Genomic DNA, 18,190 nt, shown 5'->3' with positions numbered 1-18,190 from the left:
CAGTTAACAACTTCCCTGTTATGTCAGCCTTAGTCTAAGGCTTCACTCAGTCGTTTCTTCAACTGTACTTGTTCGGCTTGGGTGAGAGGCTGATCAAGTTCGTTGCTTACGATAAATAAATCTTCTGCTCGTTCGCCGATGGTGGATATTTTTGCTTGGTGTAATTTAAAATTTAGCGCAATAAATTGTTCGCTGATATTAGCCAACAGTCCCGGCGCATCTAGTGCTTCAAGTTCAACTAAAGTGACGTTGGTTTGGCTGGGGTAAAATCTGACTTTTGTTTTCACATCTAACTGTTTCATTTGCCTAGACATTTTACGTCTATTGATATGCTCTTCACCGGGTTTGTTTAACTGGGTTTCTACTGCTTGTCGTAGACTATCCAAGCGTGAGGTTGAGGTGATCCTGTCGCCGTTATGTTCAAAAATAATAAAACTATCGAACATATAACCATCATGAGTACGCATAATTTGTGCGTCGTGGATAGAGCAGTTTCGGCTGTCTAGTACAGAGGCAATTTGGGCAAACATCATAGGTTTGTCTTTACCGTATACAATAAGTTCTGCACCTGATTTAGATGTGTTGGCACTAGTACCCACCAGTAAAAAATCGTCGGTCATTGGGTGGGCAGCTAATATGACATTGGCGTGCCATGCAATTTGCGCCGGTTTAAAACGGGTAAAGTAGTCGTCGCTTAGGCGTTGCCAAAACTGTGAAATTTGACTTTCATTCATACCTTGCTCAAGCAGTGCAGCCATCGCTTTAGATTGGTGTTCGCTGACTCGGTCTTGTAAGGCTACTTTGCATTCTAAACCATTGTCGAGGGCCTTTTGGGTGAGCAAATACAGCTCGCGTAATAAGGTGGCTTTCCAATCGTTCCATAGGTTGTCATTGGTAGCGCGGATATCAGCCAAGGTTAATACATATAAGTGGTTTAAATTGTTGTGTGTACGTACCGATTGAGCAAATTCGTTGATCACGGTTGGATCGTAGATATCCCGTCTTTGTGCAATAACAGACATTAATAAGTGGCTTTCTACTAACCACCTAATCAATTCGGTATCTATGGCATTGATGCCATGGAGCATACAGAACTCTTTTACATCTACGGCCCCCAACTTGGAGTGATCGCCATTTCGGCCTTTGCCAATATCATGATAAATAGCGGCAATATATAGCAGTTCAGGCTTATCTAAATTTTTCACTATATTTCCACAACGAGGAAATTCTTTGTTCTCTGGCTGAGCATAGTGATAGATGTTTTTTACCAGTCTATGTGTATGCTCGTCGACCGTATAGGCGTGGAATAGGTCGAATTGCATCATGCCTACTATGTTATCCCACTGTGGAATATAGGCCTGCAAAATGCCATGTTTATGCATGATGTCCCAACTCAGAGCGAAAAAATTGGGATGTTTCACTAACTGCATAAATAGTGTGCGGCATTCCTCTCGCTCTACATAGTATTGCTTGCGAAACTCTCTTCTAGCGATGCGTAATTGGCGCAGGCAATTTGAGTGTAAATCTTGTATTGCAGGGGTATCGGCAAGTAATAAAAGAAATTGCAAAATGGCTTCGGGAGAAGAGAACGCATCCTCGTGGATAGGTGCTATATAGCCGTCTAGTAATTCAAAATCTTTATTGATCTTGGTTTGTTGTTTAACCTTTAAGCTCAACACATCTTGACTAAAACGTTGCATTAACATCTTGTTCAATTCACTAATGCGTCTGACGGTTCTGAAAAAGATTTTCATCATCTTCTCTACTGACTTTTTCCCGTCGTCGCCATAACCTAGTCTGGTAGCCACATCTGCCTGGTAGTCAAACAATAATCTGTTTTCACTGCGTCCAGCCACTATATGCAAGGCAAATCTAATTCGCCAAAGGATTTCGCGGCACTCAATCAATTCATCAAATTCTTGTTGATTAAAATAACCATGCTCTAATAAATCTTTGCCATCAGTTGCGTTGAAGTGTTTCTTTGCTACCCAGCCAATAGATTGGATGTCGCGCAAGCAACCAGGACTTTCTTTAACATTGGGTTCTAAGTTGTAAGAGGTGTCTTTGAATTTTGCATGGCGTGCTTTTTGTTCTTGGTATTTGGCTACGAAAAAATCTTTACTGGTCCAATATCCACGGGCACTGAGTTTATCTTGTAAACTATCAAAGGTCTTTTGACAGCCATTTAGTAATCTAGCTTCAACCAAATTAGTGGCAATTGTGACGTCTTGTTTAGCCAATTGAACGGTTTCTTTGATCGTTCTAACTGATTGCCCAACATCTAATCCAATGTCCCATAATAGGGTAATGAATTGGCTGATACGTTCTTGTTGTTCCTTAGATAAGGCTTTTTTACTGAGTAGTAATAAATCAATGTCTGAATAGGGTTGCAGTTGCCCTCGTCCATATCCGCCTACAGCGACTAAGGCTAAATTTTGTTCATTGTGTAAATTCATTAGTTGCCAAATATGCCTGAGCAATGTGTCAACTAATGTGGCCCTACCTAATACGAGTCCTGTTATTTCACCTGTACCTAACTCACTGTCTAACCACTCGTAGCTATTTGCGACTATGGTTTTGTAGGCAGCAATATTATCAGTACTGTTAATCAATTTTATTTGGCTAAGTAGGCTTTGAAGAGACAATATAAATACCTTAAAGGAATAACGGCTAGCTTTATTGTCACAAATTACGTGAATATTGAGTTATGACAAATAACTATTTACAGCTAACAATAATTATTTATCATAAGGTTTGATTTATCTTACTTAACTACTTCTAGATTAGTGGTTAATAATACGATCGATTTGTTCGTCGTCTCGCAAGGTTAATATTTCCACGCCGTTTGCTGTGACTAATAAGGTATGTTCCCACTGCGCACTTAAACTGCGATCTTTTGTGACCACAGTCCATTTATCGGGTAACACTTTTGAATAACGTTTACCTGCATTAACCATAGGTTCAATAGTAAAACACATACCCTCTTCAAGCGTTTCACCGGTATTGGGTTTTCCGTAATGCACGACTTGTGGCTCTTCATGGAAATTAGCACCAATACCGTGTCCGCAATATTCACGCACAATTGAATAGTTATGACTTTCGGCATATTGCTGGATAACATGACCAATGTCGCCCAAACGTGCACCAGGTTTAACCATTTTAATTGCTTTATATAAAGACTCTTGTGTCACTCTGATTAATCTCTCGGTCAGAATTGACGGTTTGCCTACTACAAACATTTTGGATGTGTCGCCGTGATAACCATCTTTAATAACAGTGACATCAATATTCACTGAGTCACCCTCTTTAAGTTGTTTATCAGCTGGAATGCCATGACAGATAACATGGTTAACTGATGTGCAAATAGATTTAGGGAAAGGAGGACTACCGTAATTCAGAGGAGCGGGAATGCCCTTTTGCACATCTACAATGTAGTCGTGACAAATCTGATTAAGTTCATTAGTGGTCACACCTTTTTTGACGTGTTCACCGATCATTTGTAATACATCTGCTGCGAGACGGCCAGCGACGCGCATTTTTTCTATTTCAGCTGCAGTTTTAATTGTGGCGGGCAATGGGTTATTCCTACTAAATATATTTGCTCTAATTGGCTCTATTGTATCGTTTAGTCATGTATCCCGCCAGAGCTGAATAAGTATCTAATTTGAATTTACTTGGGTAGTCGAAAGTTATTGGCATAAAGCGACATGTTCATAAGGTTATTGTTTTAAAGTTCATAGGTTACTTCAGCAAAAATAAGCAAGGCACGATCTGAAGCGGGATGTTTATAAATCCTCTGTTTTTAGGTGCTGTTTGTGTATATTAACAGCAATTAGTCATACTTTACTTGAACCTAAACTATCCCCATGCTATAAAGCGCACCGCTGAAATTAATGAGGGTGAAAACCCCACGTAATTATCGCGAAGCAGCTAAATAATTTAGCTTAAATATCACACATACATCGACACATTTTTCGGGGTGTCTGCAAAGAGTTATTCTGAGTGGATCGAAATCTGGGATGTATGGAGGCCTAACCCCATATTGAGGAATCTTTATAATGGCAAATGTATCTATGCGCGACATGCTTCAGGCAGGCGTACACTTTGGACACCAAACTCGTTACTGGAACCCAAAAATGAAACCTTTCATTTTCGGCTCACGTAATAAAGTTCATATCATCAATCTTGAAAAAACTGTTCCTATGTTCAACGAAGCACTTAACTTTGTTGGCGGCGTAGCTTCTAAGAAAGGTAAAATCCTTTTTGTTGGAACTAAGCGTGCAGCAAGTGATGCGGTTAAAGAAGCAGCAGACAAATGTGACCAATTCTATGTTAACAAACGCTGGTTAGGCGGTATGTTAACGAACTGGAAAACAGTTCGTCAGTCAATCAAACGTTTAAAAGAGCTTGAGCAGCAAAGCCAAGACGGTACGTTCGAAAAATTGACCAAAAAAGAAGTGTTAATGCTTACTCGCGAAATGACTAAGCTTGAAACTAGTCTAGGCGGAATTAAAAACATGGGTGGTTTACCAGACGTGTTATTCGTTGTTGATGCTGACCATGAGCATATTGCTATCACTGAAGCTGGCAACTTGGGTATCCCAGTTGTTTCAGTTGTTGATACTAACTCAAACCCAGATGGTGTTGATTACATAGTACCTGGTAACGATGATGCTATCCGTGCCGTTCAACTTTATTTGAACGCTGCAGCTGATGCGGTTATCGAAGGTCGTGATCAAAACCTAGAAGCGCAAGCTGAAAAAGGTGAGTTTGTAGAAGCTGCTGAGTAATCAATCTAGCGACAAACAACACTATAGGTAACGAGTTCCTCGTTACCTAACACGAATAAATTGAACAGGGGCCGTCGCCCCTGTTTTTAAATGTATAATTTCATGTGATTTGTTTAAATAAATTAATCAAATTATTTTGTTGAGGAAACGAAAATGGCAGTTACTGCAGCCCTAGTTAAAGAATTGCGCGAGCGCACAGCCGCCGGCATGCTTGATTGTAAAAATGCCTTGGTTGAAACTGATGGCGACATCGAGCTAGCAATTGAAAACATGCGTAAAAATGGTCAAGCTAAAGCCGCTAAAAAAGCAGGTCGTATAGCCGCTGAAGGTGTTATTTTGACTAAAGTTGCTAACGGTGTAGCAACTATGATGGAAGTGAATAGTGAAACTGACTTCGTTGCTCGCGACGATGGATTCATTAAGTTTGGCCAACAGTTAATTGAAGTAGCCTCTGCTAATAAAATTAACGACATGGACACGCTAAATAACACTGAAGTTGATGGTGTTAAAGTAAGTGATTTACGTGACACTTTGGTGGCTAAAATTGGCGAAAATATCAGCCCTCGTCGTGTTATCTCTGTTGAAGGTGATAACCTTGGTGCTTATGTTCACGGTGCTCGAATTGGCGTTATCGCCATTTTACAAGGTGGTGATGAAGAGTTGGCTAAAGACATCGCTATGCATGTTGCAGCTTCTAATCCTCAATTTGTTAAGCCTGATCAGGTTCCAGCTGAAGTTGTTGCTAAAGAAAAAGAAATTCAACTTGATATCGCACTTCAGTCTGGCAAACCAGCTGAAATTGCAGAGAAAATGGTTTCTGGTCGTATGAAGAAGTTCACTGGTGAAATTAGTTTGACTGGTCAACCGTTTATCAAAGACCCTTCAATGTTAGTTGCTGACTTACTTAAATCAAAAGGTGCTGATGTGATTAACTTCGTACGTTTTGAAGTAGGCGAAGGCATCGAGAAAAAAGAAGAAGATTTTGCTGCTGAAGTAGCTGCACAAATGGCAGCAGTTAAAAAATAAGCAAGTTACAGAGCTAAATCTGTCAAACAATTTTAATTGATGTTGAAACATGCATTTTAACGTTGTTTGGGTATAATACTGGCACCTCAAATTGAGGTGCTTTTTTATATATGCGTTTGTTGTTTTGAAACTGTGGTTTTGAGACAACATAGGCATATGTAGAATTAGTTTACAGGCCCTTTAGTAACGCAGCCTTTTATCACCTTGAGGAAATATCAATCTATGAGTATCGCACCTAAGTCCGCTTATCGAAGAATATTGTTAAAACTAAGTGGTGAAGCGCTAATGGGAGAAGAAGGCTTCGGCATCGATCCTAAAGTGTTGGAACGTATGGCTCAAGAAATCAAAGAAATAGTTGAGCTAGGCGTTGAAGTGGGATTAGTGATTGGCGGTGGAAACCTTTTTCGAGGAGAAGGTTTGGCAAAAGCCGGTATGAACAGAGTTGTGGGAGACCACATGGGTATGTTAGCCACCGTTATGAATGGTTTGGCGATGCGAGATGCCCTACACCGCGCTTTTGTAAATGCTCGACTGATGTCCGCCATTCCACTGAATGGGGTGTGTGACGCCTATAATTGGGCTGAAGCAATTAGTTTGTTAAAGTCTGGTCGTGTTGTGATTTTTTCGGCCGGTACAGGCAACCCATTTTTTACAACCGATTCAGCAGCCTGCTTACGTGGCATTGAAATCGAAGCTGATGCCGTGTTAAAAGGCACCAAAGTGGATGGTGTTTATGACGACGATCCAGCAACCAATCCAGATGCCAAATTATATAAGACCTTGTCGTATGACGAAGTTTTGGATAAAGAATTAAAAGTGATGGATTTAGCTGCCTTTACCCTTGCTCGCGATCATAATGTGCCCATTCGTGTATTTAATATGAATACACCTGGTTGTATGAAAGCAGTTGTGATGGGCGAAGATGTAGGAACTTTGATCTGCCACTCTGAAGAAATAAAATAATAATAGGAAAACTACTGTGATTGACGAAATTAACGATGACGCGCGTCAGCGCATGGAAAAAAGTATTAGTGTATTAAAGGGCCAGTTTACAAAAATTCGTACTGGACGTGCACATCCTAGCCTACTAGATAGCATCATGGTGCCTTATTATGGCGCCGATACACCACTTAAACAGTTGGCCAATATTATTGCTGAAGATTCGCGTACATTAGCGTTAACCGTGTTCGATAAAAGTTCTGCTCAAGCGGTTGAAAAGGCGATTATGCAGTCTGATTTAGGGCTAAACCCTATGAGTGCCGGTTCTGTTATGCGTATTCCTATGCCAGCTTTGACTGAAGAACGACGTAAAGATTTAATCCGCGTTGTACGTCATGAAGCAGAGCAAGGAAAAGTGGCTATTCGTAATATTCGTCGTGATGCTAATAGCGATATTAAAGAATTGCTCAAAGAAAAAGAAATCAGTGAAGATGATAGCCGCAGAGGCGAAGATGATGTGCAAAAACTTACAGATGCTTTTGTTAAAGAAGTGGACGTGATTCTTCTTGCGAAAGAAAAAGACTTAATGGAAGTGTAATTGAGTTATATCTGATAAATGAATTCACCTGAACAATTAGTCGAAAAAAATAGTCCACAACATGTTGCTATCATTATGGATGGCAACGGTCGCTGGGCTAAGAAAAAAGGTAAGATTCGCACTTTTGGCCATAAAGCTGGGGTGAAAGCGGTCAGAGCTTCGGTTTCGTACGCCTTAAAAAATGGTGTGCAAGTGCTCACCCTATTTGCTTTTAGCAGTGAAAATTGGAATCGACCGGCTGAGGAAGTTGGAGTTCTTATGGAACTCTTTAAGATGGTACTTGGCAGTGAAGTGAAAAAACTACATAAGAATGATGTTCGCCTGAATATCATAGGTGATACTAGTCGGTTTGATAGTAAGTTGGTCAGTAAAATACGCGAGGCGGAAGAACTGACTGAAAACAATGACAGCTTAGTGCTGAATATTGCTGCTAACTATGGCGGTCGCTGGGATATCGTTAATGCGGCTAAACAGTTGGCTACGCAAGTGCACACCGGCAAAATTGATGTGGCAGATATCGACGAAGAAACTTTTTCGCGCCACACCTGCGCAGCGGATTTACCCGCAGTGGATTTATTGATCCGCACCGGGGGGGAACAAAGAATTAGTAATTTTTTGTTGTGGCAAATTGCCTACGCAGAATTGTATTTTTCAGAAGACTTTTGGCCAGATTTTGATGAAGCTGCTTTCCAAGTTGCCGTAGATGTTTTTGCTGACCGGCAAAGGCGTTTTGGTAAAACTTCAGAGCAATTAAGTTAATTATGAGACTAATTAAAAATAATCAATATAAGGGGCTAATGTGTTAAAGCAACGTATTATTACTGCACTTATTCTTGCCCCGTTGGCATTATTTGCCATTCTATATCTGCCACTATTTAGCTTTCAGATTATGATCGCTTTAGTGATGGGTTTAGGTGCGTGGGAATGGTCAAGCATGTCTGGTATGACTCGCTCATATACTAAAGGAGCATATGCGGCTCTCATGGTAGTAATGTGTTTGGCGCTGTGTGCGCTGCTACCTACTAATCTGATTTGGTATCAAGGCCATTTAAACAGTCTATATACTTATATTCTCTCGATTTCTGTCATTTGGTGGATCATATCTTTTGGTATGATCCTAGCATATCCCCGCTACAGCTCTATTTGGTATACCAGTAAAGTATTACGTGGCATATTTGGAATTTTGACACTTATTCCAACCTGGGTCGCAATAGTCTCTTTGCGAGCTCATGAGTATGGAGAGCTTCCTTACTATGGTGCATCACTTATATTTTATGTGTTAGGTATTGTTTGGGCTGCAGATATAGGCGCATTTTTTGTTGGAGTGAAGTTTGGTAAACACAAATTACGTCCAGAGGTGTCACCAGGTAAAACGCTAGAAGGATTAATGGGAGGCGTTTTTGCATCATCTGCGATCATTGCTTTTGCCGCATTGCATTTTAAATATGATTCCTCACTCATTTGGTTACACATAGTTGTAGGAGCCTTAACTGTAGGAGTGTCTGCACTAGGTGATTTAAATGAAAGTATGTTTAAACGATGCGCGGGCATAAAAGACAGTGGAAAGTTACTGCCAGGACATGGCGGTATTATGGATAGAATTGATAGCCTGACAGCAGCCTTCCCGGTTTTTGCTTTTTGTTATGTCATGTGGATGGCGTAATGCAAAAGGTGCCAAAAGTGCAAAAAATTAGTGTTTTGGGGGCGACGGGTTCAATAGGTAAAAGTACTATTGATGTAATTCTCAGACATCCCGAATTATTTAGTGTCTTTGCATTGACGGCGAATAGCAATATTGAGTTGTTATTGCAGCAAGCTAAATTATGCTCTCCAGAATATGTAGTCATTGCCGACCCAAAACAGTTTAGTCACGCTAAAGCATTATTTTCAGAGCATCAACTGACTTGCGAAGTTTTAGCCGGTCATGAGGCATTGCAACAAGTCGCGTGCGCGCCGGAAGTGGATACTGTGATGGCAGCCATTGTGGGTGCCGCAGGATTGATGCCTACGTTAGCTGCGGTTAAAGCAGGAAAGAAAGTATTACTGGCGAATAAAGAGTCCTTAGTGATGTCTGGGGATTTATTTATTCAAGCGGCCAATCAGAATAACGCGCAGATTTTGCCTATCGACAGTGAACATAATGCCATTTTTCAATGTTTGCCTGTTGATTTTAAATATGGAGATCTTTGTTCCGCAGGGATCAATAAGATACTTTTAACGGGGTCTGGTGGACCATTTTTGACTACGCCTATGGGTGAGTTACATCAGGTTACGCCAGATCAAGCCTGTGCCCATCCAAATTGGGATATGGGGCGAAAAATATCAGTCGATTCAGCTACCATGATGAATAAAGGTTTAGAATTTATCGAAGCTAGGTGGTTGTTTGGACTGGAAGCATCTGATATTCAAATAGTGTTACACCCGCAAAGTATTATTCATTCTATGGTCCAATACCTAGATGGTTCTGTGTTAGCGCAAATGGGTAACCCGGATATGCGCACACCAATCGCTCATGCATTGGCTTTCCCAAAGAGAATTGAATCCGGGGTGCCCCCTTTAGATTTTAATCAATTGGCAAATTTTAGTTTTACTGAGCCAGAAGCTGACAGATACCCTAATTTAGCACTTGCCATGCAAGCAAGCGAAGCAGGGCAATATGCAACGACCACACTTAATGCTGCAAACGAAGTAGCAGTGGAAGCGTTTTTACAAGAAAAAATAGGTTTCATGCAAATTGCACAGGTGAATGAGCAATGTTTACAGCAAACATCCGCTCATGACTTAGATACGATTGATGCTGTGCTTGAAAGTGATCAGACTGCTAGAAGACTCAGCATGAATATTATTGAGCAACTCAGTCACTCTTCTATGCAGAGGGTTGTGTCTTGAGTTTTCTAATTAGCCTAGTTTCTTTCATCGTTGCGTTGGGGATTTTAGTCGCTGTGCATGAGTGGGGGCACTTTTGGGTTGCTCGTAGATGTGGAGTTAAGGTCGAACGATTCTCTATTGGTTTCGGCAAGGCGTTATGGCGCAGAACAGATAAGTTGGGCACTGAATACGTTATAGCGGCCATTCCTTTGGGTGGCTATGTGAAAATGCTTGACGAGAGAGTCGATGAAGTATCAGAACAAGATCTACCCTATGCATTTAATCGCCAACATGTTTTAAAACGTATTGCTATTATTGCTGCAGGACCAGGCGTGAATTTTCTGTTCGCTATTTTTGCTTTGTTTGTCATGTATTCAATCGGTTTACAAACCGTTAAGCCGGTTGTCGGTAACATTGAACCTGATAGTATTCTTAGCCAAAGTAACATCCCCAAAAATGCTATTTTAACTCAAGTTGGCGACAGAAAAGTCGTTGACTGGGAAGATGTCGCGTATGAGTTTATGTCGTTTATTGGTCATGATGAAATGCTTATTAACTGGACTGATGAAAGAACTACATATGAAAAATCAGCCACAATCAACATAAGCGAGTGGAAATTCGACCCAGATAAGATGTCTGTTTTTACCAGTTTGGGGCTTACGCCATTTCGTCCTAAAGTGCTTGGAATATTGGGCTCCGTAGAAAAAGGCTCGGCGGCTCAGCGCATTGGATTACTGACAAATGACAAAATTGTCAGTTTAAATGGAACTAGTATGCAGAATTGGGAACAAATAGTGGGTTATGTTTCCACAAGACCTAATCAACCTGTTCAAGTTGATGTGCTTAGAAATGGACAAATTGTAAGCTTGAGTGGAACTATTGGTAGTAAGACTGACGAACAAAAAACTAAGGGATATATGGGGTTTACTCCCACCCTTGAACCTTGGCCAGAAGGAGTGGTGTTTGTTCATCAATATGGTTTTGTTAAAGCCATGTCCAAAGCAATGGACAAAACATGGCGTTTGATGACTCTCAGTATTGAGATGCTTGGAAAGCTAATAACGGGTGATGTTTCAGTGAAAAATTTGAGTGGTCCTATTTCGATCGCTCAAGGTGCAGGCTCTAGTGCCAGCTTAGGTTTAGTGTATTTTTTAGGCTTTTTAGCGTTAATTAGCGTTAATTTGGGCATAATTAACCTTTTACCTCTACCAGTACTTGATGGTGGGCACTTACTCTATTACTTTATAGAACTTTTTAGTGGTCGCCCTGTCCCAGAATCAGTGCAAGAAGTAGGTTTTAAAATTGGTGGCGTTTTGCTACTGCTATTAATGAGTGTTGCGATATTCAATGATATTGCGCGTTTATAATTTTTATCGGTCAATGTGTGCCATTCACAACATATACCTTGTGCGTTTAGGAAGAATATTAATAAATGAAGTTTAAACAGTTAGTTGTTGCCGGATTAATATTATCCATTGCTAGCTTTGCAAAAGCAGCTCCGAATAGCGAATTTGTCGTTAAAGATATCAGAATTGAAGGTCTACAGCGTGTAGCCTTAGGTGCTGCTTTGACTTATTTACCTATTACAGTCGGCGATGAAATGAATAGCTTCCGGATTGCACAAGTTATTCGGTCTATGTATGCCTCAACCCATTTTGAAAACATCAAAATTTTTCGTGATGGAGACACTCTGTTGGTGCGGGTAACTGAAAGGCCTACTATCAGTAGTATTGTATTTGAAGACAATGACGATATTAAAGATGAGCAACTACAAGAAAGTCTAAACGACGCGAATATATTAGTTGGTGAGCCATTAGATAAAACCGTTTTGACTTCGATTGAAAATGGCTTAAAAGACTTTTTCTATAGTATTGGAAAGTATAACGCTGATGTAACAGCGATTATTACACCTTTACCAAGAAATCGAGTCGACCTTAAATTGTTATTCGAAGAGGGTGACTCAGCAAAAATTCAGCAAATCAACATAGTGGGTAACAGCACCTTCAGCGACCCTGAATTGTTAGAGCTGGTTGAATTAAAATTTGATACACCTTGGTGGGACTTTTTGTCGGAAACTCGCTATCAGAAACAAACCCTAACAGGTGATATGGAAACCATTACCAGCTATTACAAAGACCGAGGGTATTTGCGTTTTAATATCGATTCAACCCAAGTATCAATGACTCCTGATAAAACTGGTATATATGTCACCTTAAATGTGGAGGAAGGTGAACAATACACTATCTCTGACATAGAGCTAATCGGTGATTTGTTAGGTTATGAAGACTACATCAAACTGGTACTTCCATTAACCAAGGGCGAACTATATAACCAAGCTGAAGTGACTTACACAGAAGAGTTTATTAGTAAGTATCTCGGCCGTTATGGTTATGCTTACCCAACTGTGACTACTATTCCTGATATCAACGAAGAAGACAAAACAGTGAAGTTGGTTTTGTCTGTTGACCCAGGTAAACGTATTTATGTAAGACGAATTAATTTTGCAGGAAATATCAGTACGGCTGATGAAGTACTTCGTCAATCAGTGTCTCAAATGGAAGGTTCATGGTTATCTAATGCTACGTTAGAGTCGTCAAAAAATAGTCTGTCACGTTTGACCTATATGGAAAATGTTGATTTTGAAACGGTTCGTCTTCCGGGTGAAGAAGATAAAGTCGATGTAAACTTTACCGTTAAGGAACAACCATCTGGTGCCTTTAACGCAGGCATTGGTTATGGCGATCGCACTAAGCTAAGTTTACAGGCAGGGATCCAGCAGGATAACTTCTTAGGTACAGGTAAGCGTATTGCATTTAATGTGAGTACAGTTTCTTACCAGAAGAGTGTGCAACTGTCTTACACCGACCCTTATTTCACTATTGATGGCATCAGTTTAGGCGGTTCAATATCTTATAGCGAGTTTGATGGTAGTTCGGCTAATCTAATTCAATACAATAGTAAGCAGTTTTCAATAGGCAGTAATATTGGTTATCCAATAGACCAATTTAACCGAATTAACTTTGGCTTAACTTACAGCACGGTTGAATTATTCCAGAATCAACCTTTTGTTCAAACTACACGTTTTAATAACCAGTTTGTCGATGAAAATAATCCCGATGCTGCAATTAATTATGACAGTTTCTTAGCTTCAGTAGCTTGGTCTCGTAGCACCCTTAACCGAGGGATATTCCCGACAGCAGGTTCATCACAGCGAGCATCATTTGGTATCACTACGCCAAACTCGGATGTTAACTATTTTAAAACAGAACTTGATGGAAAATGGTATTTCCCATTGTCGCGCAATCAGCGTTGGTCGTTCTTAGCCAGGTTGAAAATGGGTTATGGTAACGGTTATGGAGACGTGGGTGGTATTGATCAAATATTACCATTCACCCAACATTTCACCGCAGGAGGATCTGATTCACTAAGAGGGTTTGAAAACAATACAGTAGGACCCCGTGGTGTTCAGGTGACACCATCTAGAGTCATCACAGACCCCAATGGCAAAGTGATTTTAGGTGACAACTCTAACGATTCAATCTCAATTTCTACTCGTTCATTAGGCGGTAATGCCATGATTTTGGGTGGCATTGAGTTAATCGTGCCGACACCCTTTGTTGAAGTCGATTTTGATAACTCAGTACGTACTAGTTTATTTGTCGATGTAGGTAATGTTTGGGATACCGAATTCGATTTCGATCGTTATAAAACGCTAAATGTGAATAATTCATTCAACGATGATGGTTTAATTGATTATAGTGACCCATCACTCTATAGAGCATCGGGTGGAGTTTCTGTACAATGGCTATCACCTATGGGGCCGATGGTGTTTAGTTTCTCGAAAGTGATTCAAGACAGAGAAGGTGATGATTCTAAATTCTTCACTTTCAACATTGGTCAAACATTTTAATTTTTGGTTGGGATAGACTGACCGTAGAACAACAATAAGAAGTAGGAGTTCCTTTTGAAAAAGTTTACTAAAAGTTTAATTGCAGGTGCATTATTATCAACCGCTATGGTTAGTTCAGCTGTACTTGCGGAACAAAAAATTGGTGTTGTGAATGTACAGGGTGTTTTTCAATCTATGCCACAAGCTGCTAGTATTCAAGCGACTATCGCGGCTGAATTCAAAGATAAAACAGAAGAAGTCAGTCGTTTAGAAAAAGACATCAAGTATTATATGGAAAAAAACCAGCGTGATGCAGCGACTATGAGCGCCAAAGAAAAAACTGAACTTGAAGGGAAAATCATCGCTTTACGTGATGAGTACACTGGTAAAGCTCAGCCCTTACAACAAGAAATCCAAAAGCGTTTACAAGAAGAACAAAATAAGTTGTTAGGTTTGATTAAACAAGGCATTGACGCAGTAGCGGCAAAAGAAAAATACGACGTAATATTGAACTCTAATGCTGTCGCTTTTATTAATCCAGAAAATGAAATTTCTAAATCGGTTCTAGAGCAAGTTGGTAAAATCAACTAGATCGCTTAGTGGTTCGAACGGAGGTACTTTGAGTCACGCAATTAGTCTTATTCAATTAGCCCAGAGCATAGGTGCCGAGTTGCACCTATCTGGGGCTGATACTCAAGATACACTCATTAGTGGTTTATCTACTTTAGTGAAAGCTGGCAATGGTCAGATTTCCTTTTTGTCAAATAGTAAGTATCGTAGCCAGCTTCAGGACACGATGGCGCAAGCCGTTATTTTGCACCCAGACGAATTACCCCATTGCAACTGTTCCGCCCTTGTTATGAAAAACCCCTATGTAGGGTTTGCTAAAGCGGCACAATTGCTAGATACAACACCAGAACCCGCGCATGAGGTATCCCCTCACGCTGTCATTGGTGAAAATGTCAAACTAGGGCAAGACGTTAAAATTGGTGCGAATGCTGTTATTGAGTCAGGAGTGATACTTGGCAATAATGTTGTGATTGGTGCAGGCTGTTTTGTTGGTAAAAACGTACAGCTGGGTGCTAATACAAAATTATGGGCCAATGTGACTATTTATCATAATGTGATAATGGGTACAGATTGTTTGGTGCAAGCCAATACCGTGATCGGTAGTGATGGTTTTGGTTATGCCAATGAGAATGGTCAATGGATTAAAATCCCTCAGCTTGGCAGCGTAATCATTGGTAACAGAGTAGAAATTGGCGCTAGTACTACAATAGATCGTGGTGCCTTGGACAATACTATTTTGGCTGATGGCGTGATCATCGACAATCAATGCCAAATTGCACATAACGTTGAAATTGGTGAAAATACTGCAATGGCGGCATGTTCTGTGATTGCAGGCAGTACTGTTATTGGTAAAAATTGCAGCATGGCTGGTTTAGTGGGCATCAATGGTCACATTACCATTTGTGACAATGTGGTTTTTACTGGCATGAGTATGGTCACCAAAAGTATTTCAGAGCCAGGTGTGTATTCTTCTGGTATACCTGCTTCAGCCAACAGAGAATGGCGTAAAAACATGGTAGCATTACGAAATATTACTAGCCTCAATCAGCGCGTCAAAACATTGGAAAAAAGCCAGCAGCTGTAGTGATTTAACTACCGACTGGTTAGTTTAGGAGAACACCTTTTGGCTAATAATTTAAATACTCTCGAAATAGAAGATATCATGGAGTTACTTCCCCATCGTTATCCATTTCTATTAGTAGATAGAGTGACGGATTACACTCTGAATGAGTCTATCTCCGCTTATAAAAATATCACCTTTAACGAACCTTGTTTTACGGGGCATTTTCCAGGTAAACCGATCTTTCCGGGTGTCATGATCCTAGAAGCCTTAGCCCAAGTGGCTGGTGTATTAGGTTTTAAAACTGCAGGAAATTCTGACGATTTATATCTCTATGCAGGTATAGATAAAGCGCGCTTTAAAATGCCGGTAGTACCAGGCGACCGCATGGATATGGAAGTCACCTTAATTAAGGAACGTCGTGGAATTTGGAAGTTTCATGGTGTGGCTAGTGTGGATGGAAAACCTGCATGTGAAGCTGAGTTTATGTGTGCTATGAGGAAATTGTAACAAGTGATCCATTCTACTGCCGTTGTGCACCCCTCTGCCAAACTGGGTAAGAATGTCTCGATTGGGGCATTTTGCCTAATTGATGCTGATGTCAGTATAGGTGATGACACCGTGCTTGAATCTCATGTCGTAGTCAAAGGGAAAACTAGCATTGGCAAAGGCAATCATATTTTTCAGTTCGCTTCTGTTGGCGAAGATTGCCAAGATAAAAAATATGCTGGAGAGCCTACCGAACTCATTATAGGTGACAACAATATCATCCGTGAGTCGGTAACCATTCATCGTGGCACCATTCAAGATAATAGTGTGACTAAAATTGGTTCGAATAACCTTTTGATGTGTTTTGTACACGTGGCGCATGATTGTGTGATTGGCAACAATAGTATCTTGGCGACTAGTGCAATACTTGCAGGACATGTTCACATTGGTGATTGGGTGATTATGGGCGGCGCGACAGCCTCACATCAATTTTGTCGTATAGGCGATCACAGTTTCGTGGGTGGAGGGGCGATAGTTTTAGCTGACGTACCACCTTTTGTTATGTTAGGAAATGATAGTAGGCCTCGTGGTATTAACTCCGAAGGTCTAAAACGTCGTGGTTTTACTAGCGACACTATTTTGCAAATTAAACGCGCCTATAAAATATTATATAGACAAGGTCATGGAGCTGAAGAGGCCGTTAGTTTGATTTTGTCTATGCCAGGTAACTTACCCGAGATACGACTCTTGGCTGATTTTGTAGCCCATTCTTCTCGAGGAATTGCGCGCTAACTCATGAGCGAAAAAACACTTAAGGTAGGTATAGTTGCTGGCGAAGCGTCAGGCGACATTCTTGCCGCAGGTCTTATCAAACAACTCAAAAAGCGTTATCCAAATGCTACTTTTGAAGGTATCGCTGGGCCAAAAATGCAGGCGCAAGGTTGCCAAAGTTTGTTTGATATGGAAGAACTGTCAGTGATGGGATTAGTTGAAGTCTTGTCAAGGATCCGCAGATTAATGTTTGTGCGTAAATCGATGCTAAACCATTTTTTGCTTAACCCACCTGATGTGTTTATTGGCGTCGACGCGCCTGATTTTAATTTGGGACTTGAATTAAAACTTAAAAAGCATGGTATTAAAACTGTGCAATATGTCAGCCCTACGGTTTGGGCATGGCGTGAAAAACGTATATTTAAGATAGCCAAAGCGACCAACCTAGTCTTGAGTATCTTCCCCTGTGAAAAACAAGTATATGACAAGCACCACATTCCATGTGAATTTGTAGGCCACACTATGGCCGATGATATTGCTATCAAGCCAGATAAACAAAAAGCTCGTCATTCGTTGCAACTTAAAGATGAAGAGGTCGTTTTAGCTGTATTGCCAGGCAGTAGACAACGAGAGGTGGATACATTACTCGATGTGTTTATCCAATCTTGTTTGTTATTAAAGTCAGAGATACCAAGGTTAAAAGTGTTAATTCCAGTGGTCAATCGTCAACGTAAAGATCAGGTTGATGAATATATCCAAACCCACACGCCAGATTTGACTATACAAGTGGTCATAGGCCATGCCAGAGAAGTCATGATTGCCTCTGATGCCGTATTATTAGCATCTGGAACAGCTACGCTTGAAGCCATGTTATGTAAAAGAAATATGGTGACAGCATATAAGTTAAGTAGCTTGACCTATCAAATGATGAAGTGGTTATACAAAGCAAAATATTTTGCTTTACCCAATGTATTAGCAGATGAGAAGTTAATTCCAGAGTTGTTACAAGACGATGTGACGCCAGAAACAATAAGCACGTTACTATTGCCTATGCTGACCGCACAAAACGGTGATGAGCAACAGTCACTCATTACTAAATTTGAATCCCTTCATAAGTCACTTAAAAAAGATGCTGATGTGCAGTCGGCATTGGCAGTGGCTAAATTAATTGAGCAACAGCCATGAGCCCA

At 40.6% G+C, this 18,190-nt stretch carries 16 protein-coding genes; 14 read left to right on the top strand and 2 right to left on the bottom strand.

Annotated features, from left to right (window positions below; all coding sequences use genetic code 11):
* Positions 1 to 29 precede the first annotated feature (29 nt).
* Positions 30 to 2,645 (bottom strand): [protein-PII] uridylyltransferase, encoded by a 2,616-nt coding sequence (glnD, locus tag QZ488_RS02245; RefSeq protein WP_293746008.1) that lies wholly within the window; start codon positions 2,643 to 2,645, stop codon positions 30 to 32.
* Between the two features lie 138 nt (positions 2,646 to 2,783).
* The gene (map, locus tag QZ488_RS02240) at positions 2,784 to 3,575 is read right to left on the bottom strand and encodes a type I methionyl aminopeptidase (protein ID WP_293746007.1); all 792 of its coding nucleotides are present in this window, start codon (positions 3,573 to 3,575) and stop codon (positions 2,784 to 2,786) included.
* A gap of 483 nt (positions 3,576 to 4,058) precedes the next feature.
* Here map and rpsB point away from each other — a divergent pair, with 483 nt between their 5' ends.
* From rpsB to lpxB, 14 genes are all read left to right on the top strand, one after another.
* Positions 4,059 to 4,790 carry a 30S ribosomal protein S2 gene (rpsB, locus tag QZ488_RS02235; RefSeq protein ID WP_293746006.1) on the top strand — a complete coding sequence of 244 codons (732 nt, stop codon included), beginning with the start codon at positions 4,059 to 4,061 and terminating at the stop codon, positions 4,788 to 4,790.
* 153 nt (positions 4,791 to 4,943) lie between these two features.
* Positions 4,944 to 5,816 carry a translation elongation factor Ts gene (gene tsf, locus QZ488_RS02230; protein ID WP_293746005.1) on the top strand — a complete coding sequence of 291 codons (873 nt, stop codon included), beginning with the start codon at positions 4,944 to 4,946 and terminating at the stop codon, positions 5,814 to 5,816.
* Between the two features lie 222 nt (positions 5,817 to 6,038).
* Entirely contained in the window at positions 6,039 to 6,779 is a 741-nt protein-coding gene (gene pyrH, locus QZ488_RS02225) for a UMP kinase (RefSeq protein WP_293746004.1), read from the top strand.
* Between the two features lie 16 nt (positions 6,780 to 6,795).
* Positions 6,796 to 7,353, top strand: a complete 558-nt coding sequence (gene frr, locus QZ488_RS02220) for a ribosome recycling factor (RefSeq protein WP_293746003.1) — start codon at positions 6,796 to 6,798, stop codon at positions 7,351 to 7,353.
* Between the two features lie 18 nt (positions 7,354 to 7,371).
* Positions 7,372 to 8,112, top strand: coding sequence for a polyprenyl diphosphate synthase (gene uppS, locus QZ488_RS02215; RefSeq protein ID WP_293746002.1), 741 nt, complete (start codon positions 7,372 to 7,374; stop codon positions 8,110 to 8,112).
* Between the two features lie 40 nt (positions 8,113 to 8,152).
* Positions 8,153 to 9,016 (top strand): phosphatidate cytidylyltransferase, encoded by an 864-nt coding sequence (locus QZ488_RS02210; protein ID WP_293746001.1) that lies wholly within the window; start codon positions 8,153 to 8,155, stop codon positions 9,014 to 9,016.
* A 17-nt stretch (positions 9,017 to 9,033) separates the two neighbouring features.
* Positions 9,034 to 10,242: a 1-deoxy-D-xylulose-5-phosphate reductoisomerase gene (gene ispC / locus QZ488_RS02205; RefSeq protein WP_293746000.1), complete on the top strand. Its 1,209-nt coding sequence runs from the start codon at positions 9,034 to 9,036 to the stop codon at positions 10,240 to 10,242.
* Positions 10,239 to 11,588 (top strand): sigma E protease regulator RseP, encoded by a 1,350-nt coding sequence (rseP, locus tag QZ488_RS02200; RefSeq protein WP_293745999.1) that lies wholly within the window; start codon positions 10,239 to 10,241, stop codon positions 11,586 to 11,588. Before ispC ends, rseP begins: the two co-directional genes overlap by 4 nt.
* 65 nt (positions 11,589 to 11,653) lie before the next feature.
* A complete protein-coding gene (bamA, locus tag QZ488_RS02195; RefSeq protein ID WP_293745998.1) occupies positions 11,654 to 14,131 on the top strand; it encodes an outer membrane protein assembly factor BamA in 2,478 nt (825 codons plus the stop codon).
* A gap of 54 nt (positions 14,132 to 14,185) precedes the next feature.
* Positions 14,186 to 14,701: an OmpH family outer membrane protein gene (locus tag QZ488_RS02190; protein WP_293745997.1), complete on the top strand. Its 516-nt coding sequence runs from the start codon at positions 14,186 to 14,188 to the stop codon at positions 14,699 to 14,701.
* Positions 14,702 to 14,729: 28 nt separating this feature from the next.
* On the top strand, positions 14,730 to 15,764 hold the full coding sequence (gene lpxD, locus QZ488_RS02185) for a UDP-3-O-(3-hydroxymyristoyl)glucosamine N-acyltransferase (protein WP_293745996.1): 1,035 nt from the start codon (positions 14,730 to 14,732) through the stop codon (positions 15,762 to 15,764).
* Positions 15,765 to 15,803: 39 nt separating this feature from the next.
* The gene (gene fabZ / locus QZ488_RS02180) at positions 15,804 to 16,250 is read left to right on the top strand and encodes a 3-hydroxyacyl-ACP dehydratase FabZ (protein ID WP_293745995.1); all 447 of its coding nucleotides are present in this window, start codon (positions 15,804 to 15,806) and stop codon (positions 16,248 to 16,250) included.
* A 3-nt stretch (positions 16,251 to 16,253) separates the two neighbouring features.
* Positions 16,254 to 17,021, top strand: coding sequence for an acyl-ACP--UDP-N-acetylglucosamine O-acyltransferase (gene lpxA / locus QZ488_RS02175; RefSeq protein ID WP_293745994.1), 768 nt, complete (start codon positions 16,254 to 16,256; stop codon positions 17,019 to 17,021).
* A gap of 3 nt (positions 17,022 to 17,024) precedes the next feature.
* The gene (gene lpxB, locus QZ488_RS02170; RefSeq protein ID WP_293745993.1) at positions 17,025 to 18,185 is read left to right on the top strand and encodes a lipid-A-disaccharide synthase; all 1,161 of its coding nucleotides are present in this window, start codon (positions 17,025 to 17,027) and stop codon (positions 18,183 to 18,185) included.
* Positions 18,186 to 18,190 lie beyond the last annotated feature (5 nt).

Source organism: uncultured Paraglaciecola sp., assembly GCF_913020055.1.
Lineage (GTDB): Bacteria > Pseudomonadota > Gammaproteobacteria > Enterobacterales > Alteromonadaceae > Paraglaciecola.
Note: the sequence above shows the minus strand (reverse complement) of the source record. Positions and strands in the feature narration are given on the sequence as shown.